This window comes from Marinospirillum sp. (assembly GCF_044810985.1).
Classification (GTDB): Bacteria; Pseudomonadota; Gammaproteobacteria; order Pseudomonadales; family Halomonadaceae; genus Marinospirillum.
Genome location: NZ_CP085242.1, coordinates 2,273,284 through 2,288,494, shown reverse-complemented (window position 1 = coordinate 2,288,494; position 15,211 = coordinate 2,273,284). Strand labels below are relative to the sequence as shown.

Sequence of the window (15,211 nt, the reverse complement as noted above, 5' to 3'; positions counted from 1 at the left end):
GTGTTGCAGAAAGCCAGGGGGTGACCCCAACGCCTACAAGGACTAGAATAGCCAGCAGCGGGTAGCACCCACCTTTGACCAGAAACAGAGTAGATTAACATGAGCCTTAAAGGCGCACAAAAGAAAGAACTCAGAGCCATCGGCCATTCCCTGAACCCCGTTGTTCTGGTGAGTGATGATGGCCTGTCTGCAGGCGTGATCAAGGAAGCCGAGCGTGCTCTGGAAGATCACGAGTTGATTAAGGTACGTTTCGTGGTTGGCGAAAGAGACGAGCGAGCCGAACTGATTGAACAACTGGCAAACAAGCTCGGCGCTGAAGTAGTTCAGGTCATTGGCAAAATCGGCCTCTACTACCGCCCGGCCAGAAAACCCAACCCCAAACTGTCCAATATCCTGCGCAACAGCCTGGATCAGTAAAACCTTCAGCCTCCTTGAACACAAAAAACCACCCGGCCTGGTTGGGCAGGGTGGTTTCAGCGTCAGCCTGACAGCTCAATTGCCGTAAATCACATCACTAACTTCATATTCAACTTCACCCCGTGGAGTCTTGACCACGGCAACATCACCCTCTTCTTTGCCAATCAGGGCGCGGGCTATCGGTGAGGTAAAAGAAATCTTGTTCACCTTCAGATCGGCTTCATCTTCACCGACGATGGTGTAACGGACTTCTTCATCCGTATCCAGGTTGGTCAGCTCAACGGTCACCCCAAAAACCACCTTGCCGGTTTTGGGAAGCTGGGCAATATCAATCACCTGGGCATTACCCAGTTTGCTTTCGATTTCCTGAATGCGGCCTTCAATGAAGCCCTGTTCTTCACGTGCCGCATGGTATTCGGCATTTTCTTTAAGATCACCATGCTCGCGTGCTTCAGCAATCGCTTCAATCACCTTCGGGCGCTTTACCGTTTTCAATTCTTCGAGTTCTTCTCGCAGGCGCTTTTCACCCTGCACCGTCATGGGGCTTTTCTGCATCATACTTCTCCTGCGTGCAAATTCTGTAGGCGACGAACACTGATATTCATGCCGTACTCCAGGGCCTGGCAAAGAGCCTGGGCACCGGCCAGAGTCGTGGTATAAGGTACCTTGTGCTGAAGTGCAGCACGGCGGATTCCGGATGAGTCGGCAATCGCCTGACGACCTTCGGTGGTATTAATGATATAAACAATTTCATCATTTTTAACCTTGTCGACGATATGCGGCCGGCCTTCAGCCACCTTGTTGACCACTTCCGCCTCATACCCGGCTTTTTTCAGTGCCGCCGCTGTACCGCTGGTGGCCACCAGATTATAGCCCAGCTTGGTCAGGGAAGCGGCTACACCCACGATGGCTTTTTTGTCGGCTTCACGCACAGACAGGAAAGCCTTGCCGCCAGCCTTGGGCATTTTCTCACCGGCACCCAACTGGGCCTTGAGAAAAGCTTCTGCAAAGGTGGTGCCACTGCCCATGACTTCACCGGTGGATTTCATTTCCGGGCCCAGAATCGGGTCAACGCCCTGGAATTTATTGAAGGGGAAGACGGCTTCTTTAACACTGTAAAAGGGAGGAATAATTTCCTTCTCGAAACCCTGATCCTTCAAGCTGGTTCCGGCCATGCAGCGCGCTGCCACCTGGGCCAGTGAGGTGCCGATGCACTTGGAGACAAAGGGCACGGTGCGCGAAGCGCGGGGGTTCACCTCGATAATGTAGATTTCATCATCCTGCCAGGCCAACTGCACATTCATCAGACCGATAACGCCCAGCTCGCGTGCCATTTGGGCAATCATCACCCGCATCTGATCCTGAACTTCAGCAGGCAGCGAATAGGGCGGCAAAGAGCAGGCAGAATCGCCGGAATGCACCCCGGCCTGTTCAATATGCTGCATGATGCCACCGATCACGACGTCTTTACCGTCACTAACGGCATCCACATCAATTTCAATCGCTGCATTCAGAAAGTGATCCAGCAGAACCGGGCTGTCATTGGAGACCTTCACCGCACTGGTCATGTAGCGTTCCAGCTCATCCGGGCCGTAAACAATTTCCATGGCCCGTCCACCCAGTACATAGGAAGGGCGCACCACCAGCGGATAACCAATGGCGGCTGCCTTGGCCAGGGCATCATCAAAGCTGCGTGCTGTGGAGTTGGGTGGCTGCTTGAGGTTCAGCTTCTCAATCATCTGCTGGAAGCGTTCACGATCTTCAGCCCGGTCAATGGCATCCGGGGTGGTACCGATAATGGGCACACCGGCGGCTTCCAGATCCCGCGCCAGCTTCAGCGGCGTCTGGCCACCAAACTGGACAATCACACCTTTTGGCTGCTCTTTGTGCACAATTTCCAGAACATCTTCCAGGGTCACCGGTTCAAAATAAAGGCGATCCGAGGTGTCATAGTCGGTGGACACAGTTTCCGGGTTGCAGTTGACCATGATAGTTTCATAGCCGTCATCGCGCATGGCAAAGGCGGCATGAACACAGCAGTAATCAAATTCGATACCCTGACCGATGCGGTTGGGGCCACCACCCAGCACCATGATCTTGTCACGCGAGGAAGGTTCGGCTTCACACTCTTCTTCATAGCTGGAGTACATGTAAGCAGTGCTGGTGGAAAATTCTGCCGCGCAGGTGTCCACACGCTTGTAGGTGGGACGAATGTTCAGTTGGTGACGCAGTTTGCGGAAGGAGGCTTCGGAAACACCCAGAAGCTGGGCCAGACGCGCATCGGAGAAACCCTTGCGCTTGAGGCGATAAACCAGAGCCGCGTCCAGATCACCAAAGGCGGTTTTCGCCACCTGGCTTTCCAAGTCAATCAATTCCTGCAGCTGCACCAGATACCAGCGATCGACATTGGTGAGGCGGAAAACCTCTTCCAAATCCATACCCAAACGGAAGGCATCACCGATGTACCAGATACGATCACAGCCAGGGTTCAGAAGCTCGCGCTTGAGCAGGTTCTTGGCTTCGTCATCCCATTTTTCAATCTTGGGATCCAGGCCATTGGCACCCACTTCCAGACCGCGGAGGGCTTTTTGCAGCGACTCCTGGAAGGTACGACCGATGGCCATGACTTCACCCACGGATTTCATCTGAGTGGTCAGGCGATCATTGGCCTGGGGGAATTTCTCAAAGGTGAAGCGGGGAATCTTGGTGACCACGTAATCAATAGAAGGCTCGAAAGACGCGGGAGTGGCACCACCGGTAATGTCATTCTGCAACTCATCCAGAGTGTAACCCACGGCCAGTTTGGCCGCGATCTTGGCAATCGGGAAGCCTGTGGCCTTGGAGGCCAGGGCCGAAGAACGACTGACACGGGGATTCATTTCAATCACCACCATGCGGCCCGTGTCCGGGTTGATGCCAAACTGGACGTTGGAGCCGCCGGTTTCCACACCGATTTCACGCAGCACCGCCAGGGAGGCATCACGCATGATCTGGTATTCTTTATCGGTCAGCGTCTGGGCCGGAGCCACAGTGATGGAGTCGCCGGTATGCACACCCATGGCATCGAAGTTTTCAATCGCGCAGACAATAATGCAGTTGTCGTTCTTGTCGCGCACCACTTCCATTTCATATTCTTTCCAACCGATCAGGGATTCATCAATCAGCAGCTCCTTGGTGGGTGACAAATCCAGACCGCGCAGGCAGATTTCCTCAAACTCTTCCTTGTTGTAGGCAATCCCACCACCGGAGCCACCCATGGTAAAGGAAGGGCGGATAATGCAGGGGAAACCCAGTTCGGCCTGAACCTGCCAGGCTTCTTCCATGCTGTGCGCCATGGAGGCCTTGGGGCATTCCAGGCCGATTTTTTTCATGGCCTTATCAAAACGGTCACGGTCTTCGGCTTTGTCGATGGTATCGGCATTGGCACCGATCATTTCCACACCGTATTTTTCCAGAACCCCGTGCTTCTCCAGATCCAGCGCACAATTAAGCGCGGTCTGACCGCCCATGGTCGGCAGAACGGCATCTGGGCGTTCTTTTTCAATGATCTTTTCCACCACGTCCCAAAGGATGGGCTCAATGTAGGTGGCATCGGCCATCACCGGGTCGGTCATGATGGTGGCCGGGTTGGAGTTGACCAGAATGACCCGGTAGCCTTCCTCACGCAGAGCCTTACAGGCCTGGGCACCGGAATAGTCGAACTCGCAGGCCTGGCCGATAACGATGGGGCCAGCGCCTAAAATAAGAATGCTTTGAATATCTGTGCGTTTTGGCATGACTGTCTCTTTGTCCGACGGGTTCAGGCTGACTGGTTTTTACGTGCTTGGATCATTTTGATAAAGCGATCAAACAAGGGAGCTACATCCCGAGGTCCAGGGCTGGCTTCCGGGTGCCCCTGAAAACTGAAGGCTGCTTTATCGGTACGTTCGACACCCTGCAAAGTGCCGTCAAACAGGGATTTATGCGTGGCGCGCAGGTTGGCGGGCAGACTGGTTTCATCCACAGCAAAACCATGGTTCTGACTGGTAATCATGACCAGGCCGGTATCCAGATCCTGAACCGGATGGTTGGCACCATGGTGCCCATGAGGCATTTTCACCGACTTGGCACCCGAGGCCAGCGCCAGCAACTGATGGCCCAGGCAGATGCCAAAGACAGGGACATCGGTTTCCAGAATCTCGGCAATGGCTTTAATGGCATAGTCACAGGGTTCGGGATCACCGGGGCCATTGGAAAGAAAGACACCATCGGGATTCATAGCCAGCACTTCAGCAGCAGGCGTCTGTGCAGGCACCAGAGTGATCCGGCAACCGCGACTGGCCAGCATGCGCAGGATATTGAATTTGACGCCATAGTCGTAGGCCACAACATGATAAGGCTGGCTGGCTTCATCCACCTGGGCATAACCTTCACCCAAGACCCATTCGCTCTGAGTCCAGTTACTGACGGTCGAGGTGGTGACTTCCTTGGCCAGATCCATGCCCTTCAGCCCTGGAAAAGCCTGGGCTGCGGCCAGTGCTTTTTGTTCGGCGGCTTCGCCCGTGGCATCAGCTCCGGCCAGGATGCAGCCATTCTGGGAGCCTTTATCCCGCAGAATACGAGTCAAGCGGCGGGTATCAATATCACCAATCGCCACTAGCTGGTTGGCCTGTAAATACTCGCTCAGGGATTGTTCACTGCGAAAGTTGCTGGCAACCAGGGGGAGATCACGGATAATCAGCCCTGCTGCGCCCAGGGATGCCGACTCGATATCTTCCGAGTTGATGCCGGTATTGCCGATATGGGGGTAAGTCAGGGTCACAAGTTGCCGAGTGTACGAAGGGTCAGTCAGAATTTCCTGGTAACCGGTCATGGCTGTGTTGAACACCACTTCACCGACTGCCTGGCCGTCTGCTCCGATTGCAGTGCCGCGGAAAATACTACCATCTTCTAGTGCCAGAATAGCGGGTCTGGTCAAAACTGCCTCCTCCCATCGCAGGCTACAGCCCAGGCTTCTTCAAACACCCGAGCTGAATTTGGGTTGCAAAAAAGCGAGATGAACAAAAATGTCCATCCCGCTTTAATCTGTTGATCTGATTTTCAAGGCCAGCTTGGAGCCTTGTGACTGCCCACCTGAATGCGGGCGCTTATTTCCATGATTTTAGCGCTTTCCGATGCCAGGTGTCCAGAAATATTCCTGGAGAACCCTGGGTTCAAGGGGCGGGATAAATCCTGACCAGGCCACTTTCCCCGCTAAAGTCAGCCACCACCCAGACCTCTTCAAAAGGGTGGTTTTCCGGCAGGTGGATCGCATCCATGCGTTGTACAAAGTTTTCTTTGCGCCAGAGGGGGTTGGCATTGCGAATGACCAGCCAGACCTTCTCGGAGTGATAGTTTTTTTCTGCCTTGTTCGCCAAAAGACGGTTAAGTGCAGTCAAGAGGCGCTCATGAGGAGGTGTTGCAGCCAGTTCATTCAGGTAGCGCAAGGTGGCTTCACCCAGGTTGCGACCCAGCACCAGCATGGCTTCCACTTCACTGCCGTAGAGGTGGGCAATCTCCAGATCAAGCTTTTCCTTGTTCAGGTAGCAGGAGACATCCGGCTTTGTGGGTTCGTTATGCCAGATATGCCGGATAGGCACTTGATAACAGCTTTCATAGAGCCGCATAAACAGGCGCGCCGCCTCATGCTCCAGACGTATCTTTTCCTTTTCGGAATCGGAAAGCGGTTTACCGTCCCTGGAAAAATTCAGGTCTGAAGTCATGAGCCGGCCTCTGCTTACTTCAGGTTCAGCACATCCTGCATGCTGTAAAGTGAAGCAGGCTTGCTCTGGAGCCATTTGCATGCTCGCACCGCACCCTTGGCAAAGGTCATGCGGCTGGAAGCCTTGTGGGTAATTTCCACCCGCTCACCTTCAGTACCAAAAACCACAGTGTGATCCCCGACAACATCCCCCACACGCATCGTCGCAAAACCGATGGTTTTGGGGTCTCTGGCACCGGTATGGCCTTCGCGACCGTAAACGGCCACTTCCTGCAAATCCCGACCCAATGCCTTGGCCACCGCTTCACCCATACCCAGGGCTGTTCCTGATGGAGCATCCACTTTGTGGCGGTGGTGGGCTTCAACGATCTCCACATCATAATCATCGCCCAGTGCCTGGGCCGCCATTTCCAGCAGCTTGAAGCAGAGGTTCACGCCAACGCTCATATTGGGCGCAAAAACGATTGGGGTTTGTTGGCCTGCTGCGACCAGTTGTGCTTTTTGCTCATCATTCAGCCCGGTGGTTCCGACAATCAACTGCTTGCCGGAACGGGCACAGAGAGCGGCATTGGCCAGAGTTGTTTGCGGGGTTGTGAAATCAATCAGAACCTCGAAAGCATCCAGTGACTCCTCAACACTGGCCGAAGCCAGCACACCCAGTTTACCGACTCCTGCCAGCTCACCCAGATCCGCGCCCACCAGCGTGGAAGAAGGCTCGAGGATACCTGCGGTCAGCTCCGTCTCGGAATCTTCGTTGATCGCCTGAATCAATGCCTTGCCCATTCGCCCGGCAGCGCCCATTACTGCAACCTTGATCATATTTTCCTCTCAGAAGTTTACACTTGGCTGTTTTCTGCCATTATTATACTGAAAAACAAATGGTTCCCGCTAAATGTGAACCAGGTCACACTGGCTCACGGGAAGTTTGCTAGTATCTATACCATTTCGCTTTCCATGTAGAGGTTTTCAATGTCATCTGCAACTCATTCCAATCCCAGCTATGAGCGCATTCGCAGGCTGAATGCCATTGGCATCGCCCTGTCTGCGCAAAGCGACCAGAACCAACTGCTGGAGATGATACTGGGCAGCGCCCGTGAGCTGACCCATGCCGATGCAGGCACCCTCTACATGGTCGAACCGGACGGTCAGTCCCTGCGCTTTGTGATGGTTCAGAATGACAAGCTTAACATCCATTTGGGTGGCAGCGGCGCGCCTGTTGGTGACAACTTCCCGCTGATCCCTTTGCATCTGGAAGATGGCCGACCCAATGAGCGCATGATCGTGGCCTGGTCAGTCCTTAACAAAAAAACAGCCCGTATTGCCGATGCCTACCATGAAGAAGGCTTTGATTTTTCCGGCACCCGTGCCTTTGATGAAAAAACCGGTTACCGCTCAAAATCCTTTTTGACCGTTCCCCTGCGCAACCATGAGGGCGAGGTTATTGCCGCCCTGCAGCTGCTCAACAAGCTGGACAGCTCGGGAGAGCCCACTATTTTTGATGACAGCGACCAGGATATTGCCGAGTCCCTGGCTTCCCAGGCTGCCATCGCCCTGACCAACCGCCGTCTGATTGATGAGCTGCGCACCCTGTTTGACAGCTTCACCCAGGTCATCGCCAGCGCGATCGACTCCAAGTCAGCCCATACAGGGGCCCACTGCCGCCGCGTTCCGGATGCCACCCTGATGCTGGCCGAGGCCACCAGTGGCTCCAAATTCCCCGGCATTGAAGAATTTTACATGTCTGAAGAGGACATGTATGAGTTGAAAACAGCAGCTTGGCTGCACGACTGCGGCAAGGTGGTCACCCCTCACCATGTCATGGAAAAATCCACCAAGCTGGAAACCATTGTTGACCGTATTGACTGGGTCACTGACCGCTTTGAGATTCTGCGTCGCGACCTGGAAATCGAAAAGCTCCAGGAAGAATTGGCAGCCGTCCGCCAGGGCCAGGAGTTAAGCCAGGAACGCCAAACCTACTATCAGGAAGCGGATCAGCAACTGGCCGATGATCTGGCTTTCCTACAGGGAGCCAATACTGGCGGCGAATTCATGGCGGATGAGCTGATTGCCCGTGTGGAATCGCTGGGCGAGAAAAGCTGGGTGGATTTAAAGGAGAAAGAGCACCGGTTGCTCAATGATGACGAAGTTATGAACCTGTCCATTCGCAAGGGCACCCTGAACAACGATGAGCGCAAAATCATGGAAGGCCATATGGTGCATACGCTCAACATGCTTGAGCAACTGCCCTTCCCCCGTCACCTGCAGCGTGTGCCTGAATATGCTGGGGGTCACCATGAACGCATGGATGGCAAGGGTTATCCACGCGGCCTGAAGCGTGATGAAATGTCGATTCCGGCTCGCATCATGGGGATTGCTGATGTATTCGAGGCCCTGACAGCCCACGAAAGACCCTATAAAAAACCCATGCCCCTCTCGCTGGCCTTGACCATTATGGGCAGAATGGTCGAGGATAACCATCTTGATCCGGATTTATATGCAGCATTTGTTTACAAAAAGGTCTACCTTGATTACGCTAAGAAACATCTTCGTGATGAGCAAATCGATGAAGTGGACGTTGATAATCTGCCTGGGTTACGTCTTGCTTCTGTATCCCAGGCTTGAAGCAAGGAGCAGCAGCTGTGAAGGTAGAAATTCTTGGTTGTAGCGGCGGGATGGGGCTAGGCCAGCAAACCACTTGTTATCGGGTTAACGAGCATACCCTGCTGGATTGCGGCAGCGGCCTTGGCAATCTGACACAGCATGAACTGCTGAAAATAGACACTATTTTTCTGACCCATTCACATCTGGATCACATCTGTTTTCTACCCTTGCTGATCGACAATCTGTTCGAGTTCATCAAAAAACCCATTCAGGTGTACGCCCTGCCTGAAGTCATCACAACCCTGCAAGAGCATATTTTTAACTGGAAAATCTGGCCTGATTTTTCCACCCTGCCCAGTGCCGAACATCCCGTGGTTGCTTTCAATGAAATCCAGCCCTGGCAGCCGATCAGCATCCAGGGCATTACCTACACTCCTTTCCCAGTTGAACACATAGTACCAACCTGCGGTTATCACCTGCAAAGCGATACCGGAAGAACCCTGGCTTTTACCGGAGATACCACTTACGGGGATGCAGTCATCGAAACGCTCAACCGCCTTGGACAACTGGACGTTCTCATGACTGAGTGTGCTTTTCCCGATCGTCTGCTGGAGCTGGGCAAGGTTTCCAAACACCTCACCCCGGTGATGGTCAAGGATCTGGTCAATAGCCTGAATCCCGCCCCTCATGAGGTCTGGCTGTCTCATCTGAAGCCCAGCCAGCAGATAGAAATTCGCGGAGAGCTGGAAAAAATCCAGCTCAAAACCACCAGCCTCAAAGTTCTGGAGCCCTGCACCAGCTTTCAGGTTTAAGTCTACTTTTCAGTGTATAAATTCGATCCTGAACGCGTTTCAACATGAGATTATCCTGACTAAAGGGCTTCGAGTGCTTCACTCAAGCGGGTGACTCCAATCACTTCCATGCCGGGCAGGGTTTCTCTGGGCACGTTACCCTTGGGCACAATGGCTTTACGAAAGCCATGTTTAGCAGCTTCCTTGATGCGCTCCTGGCCACTGGGCACCGGCCGAATTTCACCGGAAAGTCCCACCTCACCAATCACCATCAACTCATGCGGCAGGGGCTGATTGCGCAGTGAAGAAACGATCGCCATCAAGGCGGCCAGATCAGCGCCGGTTTCCAGAACCTTGACGCCGCCCACCACATTCAAAAAGACATCCTGATCGCCTGTGAAAATACCACCATGGCGATGCAACACCGCCAACAGCAGAGACAGGCGGTTGGTATCCAGGCCCACCGCCACCCGGCGTGGATTGCCCAGAGCCGATTCATCCACCAGCGCCTGGACTTCAACCAGCAGGGGCCGGGTTCCTTCCCAGGTTGCCATGACCACACTGCCTGCTGCCGGCTCGTCATCACGGGACAGAAAAATGGCCGAAGGATTTTTGACTTCTTTCAAGCCTGTTTCCAGCATAGCAAAAACCCCCAACTCATTGACGGCACCGAAACGATTTTTCTGCCCACGCAGGGTACGAAATCGCGAGTCACCATCCCCTTCCAGCAGCAATGAGGCATCAATCATATGCTCCAGCACCTTGGGCCCGGCCAGAGAGCCATCCTTGGTGACATGCCCGACCAGAAACAATACCGTGTGGGTTTGCTTGGCAAAGCGGATTAAATAAGCGGCCGACTCACGCACCTGAGCCACGCCACCCGGTGCCGATTGCAGATCCTCCAGCTGCATGGTTTGAATGGAATCCACGATCAGCACCTGGGGTTTTTCCACTTCCGCCACGGCCAGCAGGTTTTCCACACTGGTTTCTGCCAGCATTTTCAATCCCTGAGTCGGCAAGCCCAAACGCTGAGCACGCAAAGCCACCTGCTGCAGAGACTCCTCACCGGTGACATAAAGCACTTTCATCAACTGCGCCAGCTTACAGGCCGTTTGCAACAGCAGGGTTGATTTGCCAGCACCGGGATGACCACCCAAGAGCACGGCAGAACCAGGCACCAGACCACCGCCCAGCACCCGGTCAAACTCATTAAAGGTAGTGGAAAAGCGCGGCAGATCCTGAAGGCCTATTTCGGAAAGATCCTGCACTTTATGCGACAAACCCCCGGCAAAACCGGTTCTTGCCGCAGTTGCGGGAGTACGTGAAGTGGCAGCGCCCAGGCGAACCTCCTGAACCGTGTTCCATTGTTTGCAGGCAGCACACTGCCCCTGCCACTTGCTGTACTCAGCACCGCATTCAATGCAGACAAAAGCTGTTTTTTGTTTGGCCATGACTAAAGTCTTCAACACCATTGACAGTTATAAAAAAGGTCATCATTATAACCAAATGAAAACCCTGTAAAATAAAGAGGACAACTTCCATGAAGCGCGAAACCCTTGCCTTGCACCATGGCTACCAACCGGATGACCAGCATGCCGTGGCTGTACCTATTCACCAGACCACTTCCTTCAGTTTCGATAATGCCCAGCATGCTGCCGACCTTTTTGATTTGAAGGTTGAGGGCAACATCTACTCTCGCATTATGAACCCCACCTGCGCGGTTCTGGAACAAAGGGTTACCGCTTTGGAAGGTGGTCTGGCCGGTCTGGCTGTGGCTTCCGGCATGGCGGCTATCACCTACGCGATTCAAACCATCGCGGCTGCCGGGGACAACATCGTTTCCATCAGCGAGCTTTACGGTGGCACTTACAATCTCTTTGCCCACACTCTACCGCAACAGGGCATTGAGGTCAGGTTTGCCGACAAAGATGATTTTGCCGGTATTGAAAAACTGATTGATGACAAAACCAAGGCCGTTTTTTGCGAATCCATTGGCAACCCTTCGGGCAGCATTGTGGATATGGAAAAACTGGTCGAAGTAGCCCACCGTAATGGCGTGCCGGTCATTGTGGACAACACTGTTGCCACCCCTTTCCTCTGGCGCCCCATTGAACAGGGTGCGGATATTGTCATCCATTCCGCCACCAAATACATGGGTGGGCATGGCACCACCGTGGGCGGTGTGATCGTGGATTCGGGCAAATTCCCCTGGGCCAAGCATGCTGAACGCTTCCCACAACTGAACGAGCCGGATGTTTCCTATCACGGCGTGGTCTACACCCGTGATGTCGGTGATGCGGCCTTTATCGCCCGTGCCCGGGTCGTACCCCTGCGCAACATGGGTGCGGCTCTTTCCGCACAGGCCGCCTGGAACCTGCTGCAGGGTCTGGAAACCCTGGCGCTGCGTATTGAACGCATCTGCGAAAACACCCAAAAAGTGGCCGACTACCTGAAAAACCATCCTCAGATCAGCTGGGTCAACTACGCAGGTCTGTCGGATCACAAGGATCATGCCCTGGCGCAAAAATACATGGCAGGTCAGGCTTCCGGCATTCTCAGCTTTGGTATCAAAGGCGGCATAGAAGCTGGTGTTCGTTTCTACGATGCCCTGCAACTCTTTACCCGCCTGGTCAACATCGGCGATGCCAAAAGCTGCTCATCCATTCCGGCAGCCACTACCCACCGCCAGTTGAATGAAAAAGAACTGGCCAGTGCCGGTGTTTCCGCCGACATGGTGCGCCTGTCTGTAGGTATCGAGCATATTGACGATCTGATTGCCGACCTGGAACAGGCCCTGAAAGCCGCCAGCTAAGCTTATATTTTATAGCTCTCCCATGCCCTGCTCAGCCTTGTGACTGACAGGGCATTTTTTATACTTGCCTTCCTTACTCCTTGACTCCAATCTAAAGGAGATACGCTCAGCTCGCATGGCCGGACAAGGGGTTATTTGACGGGCTGTTTGCAACAGGAAGTTGCAACCAGAGCTTACAGGGAAGTATTCACGCGTCCCGACAAAGAGCTCCTTGTCAAAAGGCCATAAAAGCCAAGCCAACGAATCCAATAACAATAAAAGGTACTCCCCATGACAGAACTCAGCCCGCATTTTGATTTACCCGCAGAGTCACAGATCAAGGATCTACCCCAGGATATTCAGGAAGCCATTGTGGAGGTACAGGAAAAAGCCGGTTTTGTGCCCAATGTGTTTCTGATGCTGGCCAAGCGACCCGCAGAATTTCGGGCTTTCTTTGCCTATCACGATGCGCTGATGGAAAGGGACTCGGATACGCTGACCCCGGCGGAAAAGGAAATGATTGTGGTTGCCACCAGCGCCCGCAACCGCTGTTTGTATTGCGTTGTCGCGCATGGTGCGATTTTGCGAATTTACAGCAAAAATCCGCTATTGGCTGACCAGTTGGCAGTCAATCACCGCACTTCGCCCATCAATGAACGCCACCGGGTTATGCTGGATTTTGCTTTCCATATCGGCATGGAGGCTGGCGAGCTGAACGAGGAGTGGAAGGAAAAACTGAAAGCGGTAGGCTTTACCCTGGATGATATCTGGGACATCGGAGCCATCACCGCCTTCTTTGGGCTCTCCAATCGTATGGTTTCCCTGACGGGCACTCCACCCAACGAGGAGTTTTACCTGCTGGGTCGAGTGCCTAAACAGTAATGCCTACTGGGTTTGCGAGCCTGAGTCGCCAGCCTTCTTGACCGGCGTTCTTTTACGAGCCCCGGTCTTGGCGGGTGGCACTTTTTTCGCTGCCGTTGATTTGGGTTGATGCCGGGGTGGCTCATCCTTCAAAAAGTCGGCCACGGTTTCCAGGTACTCACCCAGAAGTTTCTGGCTGACCACGAAGATATGGCCAATGTTTTTCTCGATGGTGCGATTCAGGCCACCGCGGGTCATCTGAATGTTTTCACGGGTACTGCCCCAGCGTTCACTGCTCAGGCAGGAGCCCACAGGGGCTATGGGGTCGCGTTGGCCGCGATAGTCAAAGATGGCTATATCGGCCGTATTCAAAGCATCCATCTTGACCGGTTTGCCATCCAGTTTCTTTTGGCTGGAAGGCAGACAATAACGACCTTCCCAGATTTCATTACCCATGAAGATTTTTTCAATCCACTCCTTGTGGGCGACGGTTGGAAAGCGGGTTCCCGAATTCAGCCAGTGCAGGAAAGGGGCAGCATCATCTATGGCACCGTGGAAATTGGCACGGGCATAAAAACCTTCAGCGACATTAAAGGCAACGCCGGGCTGGATGGCATGCATGCCTGATTCTATGGTTTGAGGCGGCAGATTGCTGGTGCCGTAAAAGGCCTGCATGATAGCGGGGTCATAATGCTCACGAATCAGATCGCGCATGGGTTTATGGCCGCTGGTGTCATCATCAAAGTGGATCGGTGTCGTCATCAAGGCGACCTGACGAATCTTGACCTCCTTGCCATCCAGCTCGGCTTCTTCTATGCGCCGTGCCAGGTAGGGCATGAACAGGGTGCCGCCCATGCAGTAGGCCATGACCTCAATTTGCTGTTCCGGGTGACGATCAATAATCATGTCCAGGTATTTATCGTGCACCGTCTTGCCATAAAAGCTGAGTCCCAGATGACTCTGATCCGGGCCGGGGTTGCCATAATCCACCATGTAGACGTCATAACCCAGCTGCAGCATACCTTCAACAACGGACTTGCCCGGAGCCAGGTCGAAAATCTCACAGCGATTAATCATCGGGCTGACCATATACAGGGTTTTGCCATTGGCTTTGACCCCTTCAGGTCGCGGATAATGGCGCAAACGCACTGAATAGACCTCAGAACCCGGCAAAGTCTGCCACTCACAGGCACCCAGCCTGGCATTGGGTGACTCCAGGGCAAAACGCCGAATATCAAAAGCATCATGGGCTAGCAGCGCCAGCAACCTTAGCTCACAGTCCTGCAGATATTCTTCGTCTGACTGCAAGCGCGTACCTTCCGGTGAGGTTTTACGGTAAGGATTGCGACGCAATTCGCTCAGAGGTTCACCAGTGATGACCTGCAACAGAGACCTTAAGAGCTTCTTCATGGCCCTCAAGCGGGTCTGACCATAACTGGGATACTGCCATTCCAGCGCCTGAAGACTGGCCAATTGCCCCAGCAGCCAGGTCTGGCCCGCCGGGGTTTCGCAGACCCGGTCGCATTGTTTGCGATCAAAAACCAGTTTGGTCTCTTTACGGGTCAGATAATCCTTTTTCTCCGCCTTTTCTTCATCACTGGCATCTACTTCTGAGGTCAGAGCTATAACCATAGTGCGCAAGCGACTGGCGTAGGCGGACTCAATCCGATGCCCGCGTACTGCAACAGCATCAGGATCACGACCCTGGGCAACTGCTTCCTGGGTTGCCTTGACCAGAGGTTTCATCCAGCCGGTGAAAAATTCTCTGGGCACCCCGAAAGGAGCCCACATATCCTGCTGCGCCTGACTGATCGCAAAGAGGTTTTTAAGACACAGCCCATTAAAATCACTCTGCCAATGATGGGTGTCTTTATAATACGCAGGGTTGTCAGCCAAGGTCACGCCGATAAACGTGTCCAGGAAATCAGCCGTTAGTCTGGGCAGAGCCAGCCCTTTTCTGGCTTCATCTGCCAGATCCTGTAACCGGGTATCACTCTTGGCCAACATCTT

At 53.7% G+C, this 15,211-nt stretch carries 12 protein-coding genes; 5 read left to right on the top strand and 7 right to left on the bottom strand.

Annotated features, from left to right (window positions below; translation table 11 throughout):
- Positions 1–99 precede the first annotated feature (99 nt).
- Entirely contained in the window at positions 100–417 is a 318-nt protein-coding gene (yhbY, locus tag LG323_RS10730) for a ribosome assembly RNA-binding protein YhbY (RefSeq protein ID WP_404415939.1), read from the top strand.
- Between the two features lie 75 nt (positions 418–492).
- Here yhbY and greA read toward each other — a convergent pair whose 3' ends face one another.
- From greA to dapB, 5 genes are all read right to left on the bottom strand, one after another.
- Positions 493–972, bottom strand: a complete 480-nt coding sequence (gene greA / locus LG323_RS10725; protein WP_404420133.1) for a transcription elongation factor GreA — start codon at positions 970–972, stop codon at positions 493–495.
- Positions 972–4,193, bottom strand: a complete 3,222-nt coding sequence (gene carB / locus LG323_RS10720; RefSeq protein WP_310695821.1) for a carbamoyl-phosphate synthase large subunit — start codon at positions 4,191–4,193, stop codon at positions 972–974. The genes greA and carB overlap by 1 nt, the downstream gene beginning before the upstream one ends.
- Positions 4,194–4,216: 23 nt before the next feature.
- Positions 4,217–5,374 (bottom strand): glutamine-hydrolyzing carbamoyl-phosphate synthase small subunit, encoded by a 1,158-nt coding sequence (gene carA / locus LG323_RS10715; RefSeq protein WP_404415935.1) that lies wholly within the window; start codon positions 5,372–5,374, stop codon positions 4,217–4,219.
- A 235-nt stretch (positions 5,375–5,609) separates the two neighbouring features.
- Positions 5,610–6,158, bottom strand: a complete 549-nt coding sequence (locus LG323_RS10710; protein ID WP_404415932.1) for a hypothetical protein — start codon at positions 6,156–6,158, stop codon at positions 5,610–5,612.
- 14 nt (positions 6,159–6,172) lie between these two features.
- Positions 6,173–6,976 carry a 4-hydroxy-tetrahydrodipicolinate reductase gene (dapB, locus tag LG323_RS10705; protein ID WP_404415929.1) on the bottom strand — a complete coding sequence of 268 codons (804 nt, stop codon included), beginning with the start codon at positions 6,974–6,976 and terminating at the stop codon, positions 6,173–6,175.
- A 150-nt stretch (positions 6,977–7,126) separates the two neighbouring features.
- Between dapB and LG323_RS10700 the strand changes: the two genes are divergently transcribed.
- Together LG323_RS10700 and LG323_RS10695 are read left to right on the top strand one after the other, a co-directional pair.
- Complete coding sequence (locus LG323_RS10700) at positions 7,127–8,779, top strand: HD domain-containing phosphohydrolase (RefSeq protein WP_404415926.1); 1,653 nt, start codon at positions 7,127–7,129, stop codon at positions 8,777–8,779.
- A gap of 17 nt (positions 8,780–8,796) precedes the next feature.
- The gene (locus LG323_RS10695) at positions 8,797–9,570 is read left to right on the top strand and encodes a 3',5'-cyclic-nucleotide phosphodiesterase (protein WP_404415923.1); all 774 of its coding nucleotides are present in this window, start codon (positions 8,797–8,799) and stop codon (positions 9,568–9,570) included.
- Between the two features lie 59 nt (positions 9,571–9,629).
- Here the strand turns inward: LG323_RS10695 and radA are convergent, their stop codons facing one another.
- Positions 9,630–11,000 carry a DNA repair protein RadA gene (gene radA, locus LG323_RS10690; protein ID WP_404415920.1) on the bottom strand — a complete coding sequence of 457 codons (1,371 nt, stop codon included), beginning with the start codon at positions 10,998–11,000 and terminating at the stop codon, positions 9,630–9,632.
- An 89-nt stretch (positions 11,001–11,089) separates the two neighbouring features.
- Between radA and LG323_RS10685 the strand changes: the two genes are divergently transcribed.
- The gene (locus tag LG323_RS10685; RefSeq protein ID WP_404415917.1) at positions 11,090–12,361 is read left to right on the top strand and encodes an O-acetylhomoserine aminocarboxypropyltransferase/cysteine synthase family protein; all 1,272 of its coding nucleotides are present in this window, start codon (positions 11,090–11,092) and stop codon (positions 12,359–12,361) included.
- 270 nt (positions 12,362–12,631) lie between these two features.
- Positions 12,632–13,222 carry a peroxidase-related enzyme gene (locus LG323_RS10680; RefSeq protein ID WP_404415914.1) on the top strand — a complete coding sequence of 197 codons (591 nt, stop codon included), beginning with the start codon at positions 12,632–12,634 and terminating at the stop codon, positions 13,220–13,222.
- 3 nt (positions 13,223–13,225) lie between these two features.
- On the opposite strand, the gene LG323_RS10675 is transcribed toward LG323_RS10680, so the two are convergent.
- Entirely contained in the window at positions 13,226–15,208 is a 1,983-nt protein-coding gene (locus LG323_RS10675; RefSeq protein WP_404415912.1) for a hypothetical protein, read from the bottom strand.
- Positions 15,209–15,211 lie beyond the last annotated feature (3 nt).

Excerpts from the sequence above, each read along its gene's own strand:
- carB (WP_310695821.1), bottom strand. The coding sequence starts at position 4,193 with ATGCCAAAACGCACAGATATTCAAAGCATTCTTATTTTAGGCGCTGGC.
- LG323_RS10685 (WP_404415917.1), top strand. The coding sequence starts at position 11,090 with ATGAAGCGCGAAACCCTTGCCTTGCACCATGGCTACCAACCGGATGAC.
- dapB (WP_404415929.1), bottom strand. The coding sequence starts at position 6,976 with ATGATCAAGGTTGCAGTAATGGGCGCTGCCGGGCGAATGGGCAAGGCA.
- greA (WP_404420133.1), bottom strand. The coding sequence starts at position 972 with ATGCAGAAAAGCCCCATGACGGTGCAGGGTGAAAAGCGCCTGCGAGAA.
- yhbY (WP_404415939.1), top strand. The coding sequence starts at position 100 with ATGAGCCTTAAAGGCGCACAAAAGAAAGAACTCAGAGCCATCGGCCAT.
- radA (WP_404415920.1), bottom strand. The coding sequence starts at position 11,000 with ATGGCCAAACAAAAAACAGCTTTTGTCTGCATTGAATGCGGTGCTGAG.
- LG323_RS10700 (WP_404415926.1), top strand. The coding sequence starts at position 7,127 with ATGTCATCTGCAACTCATTCCAATCCCAGCTATGAGCGCATTCGCAGG.
- LG323_RS10675 (WP_404415912.1), bottom strand. The coding sequence starts at position 15,208 with ATGTTGGCCAAGAGTGATACCCGGTTACAGGATCTGGCAGATGAAGCC.
- LG323_RS10710 (WP_404415932.1), bottom strand. The coding sequence starts at position 6,158 with ATGACTTCAGACCTGAATTTTTCCAGGGACGGTAAACCGCTTTCCGAT.
- LG323_RS10680 (WP_404415914.1), top strand. The coding sequence starts at position 12,632 with ATGACAGAACTCAGCCCGCATTTTGATTTACCCGCAGAGTCACAGATC.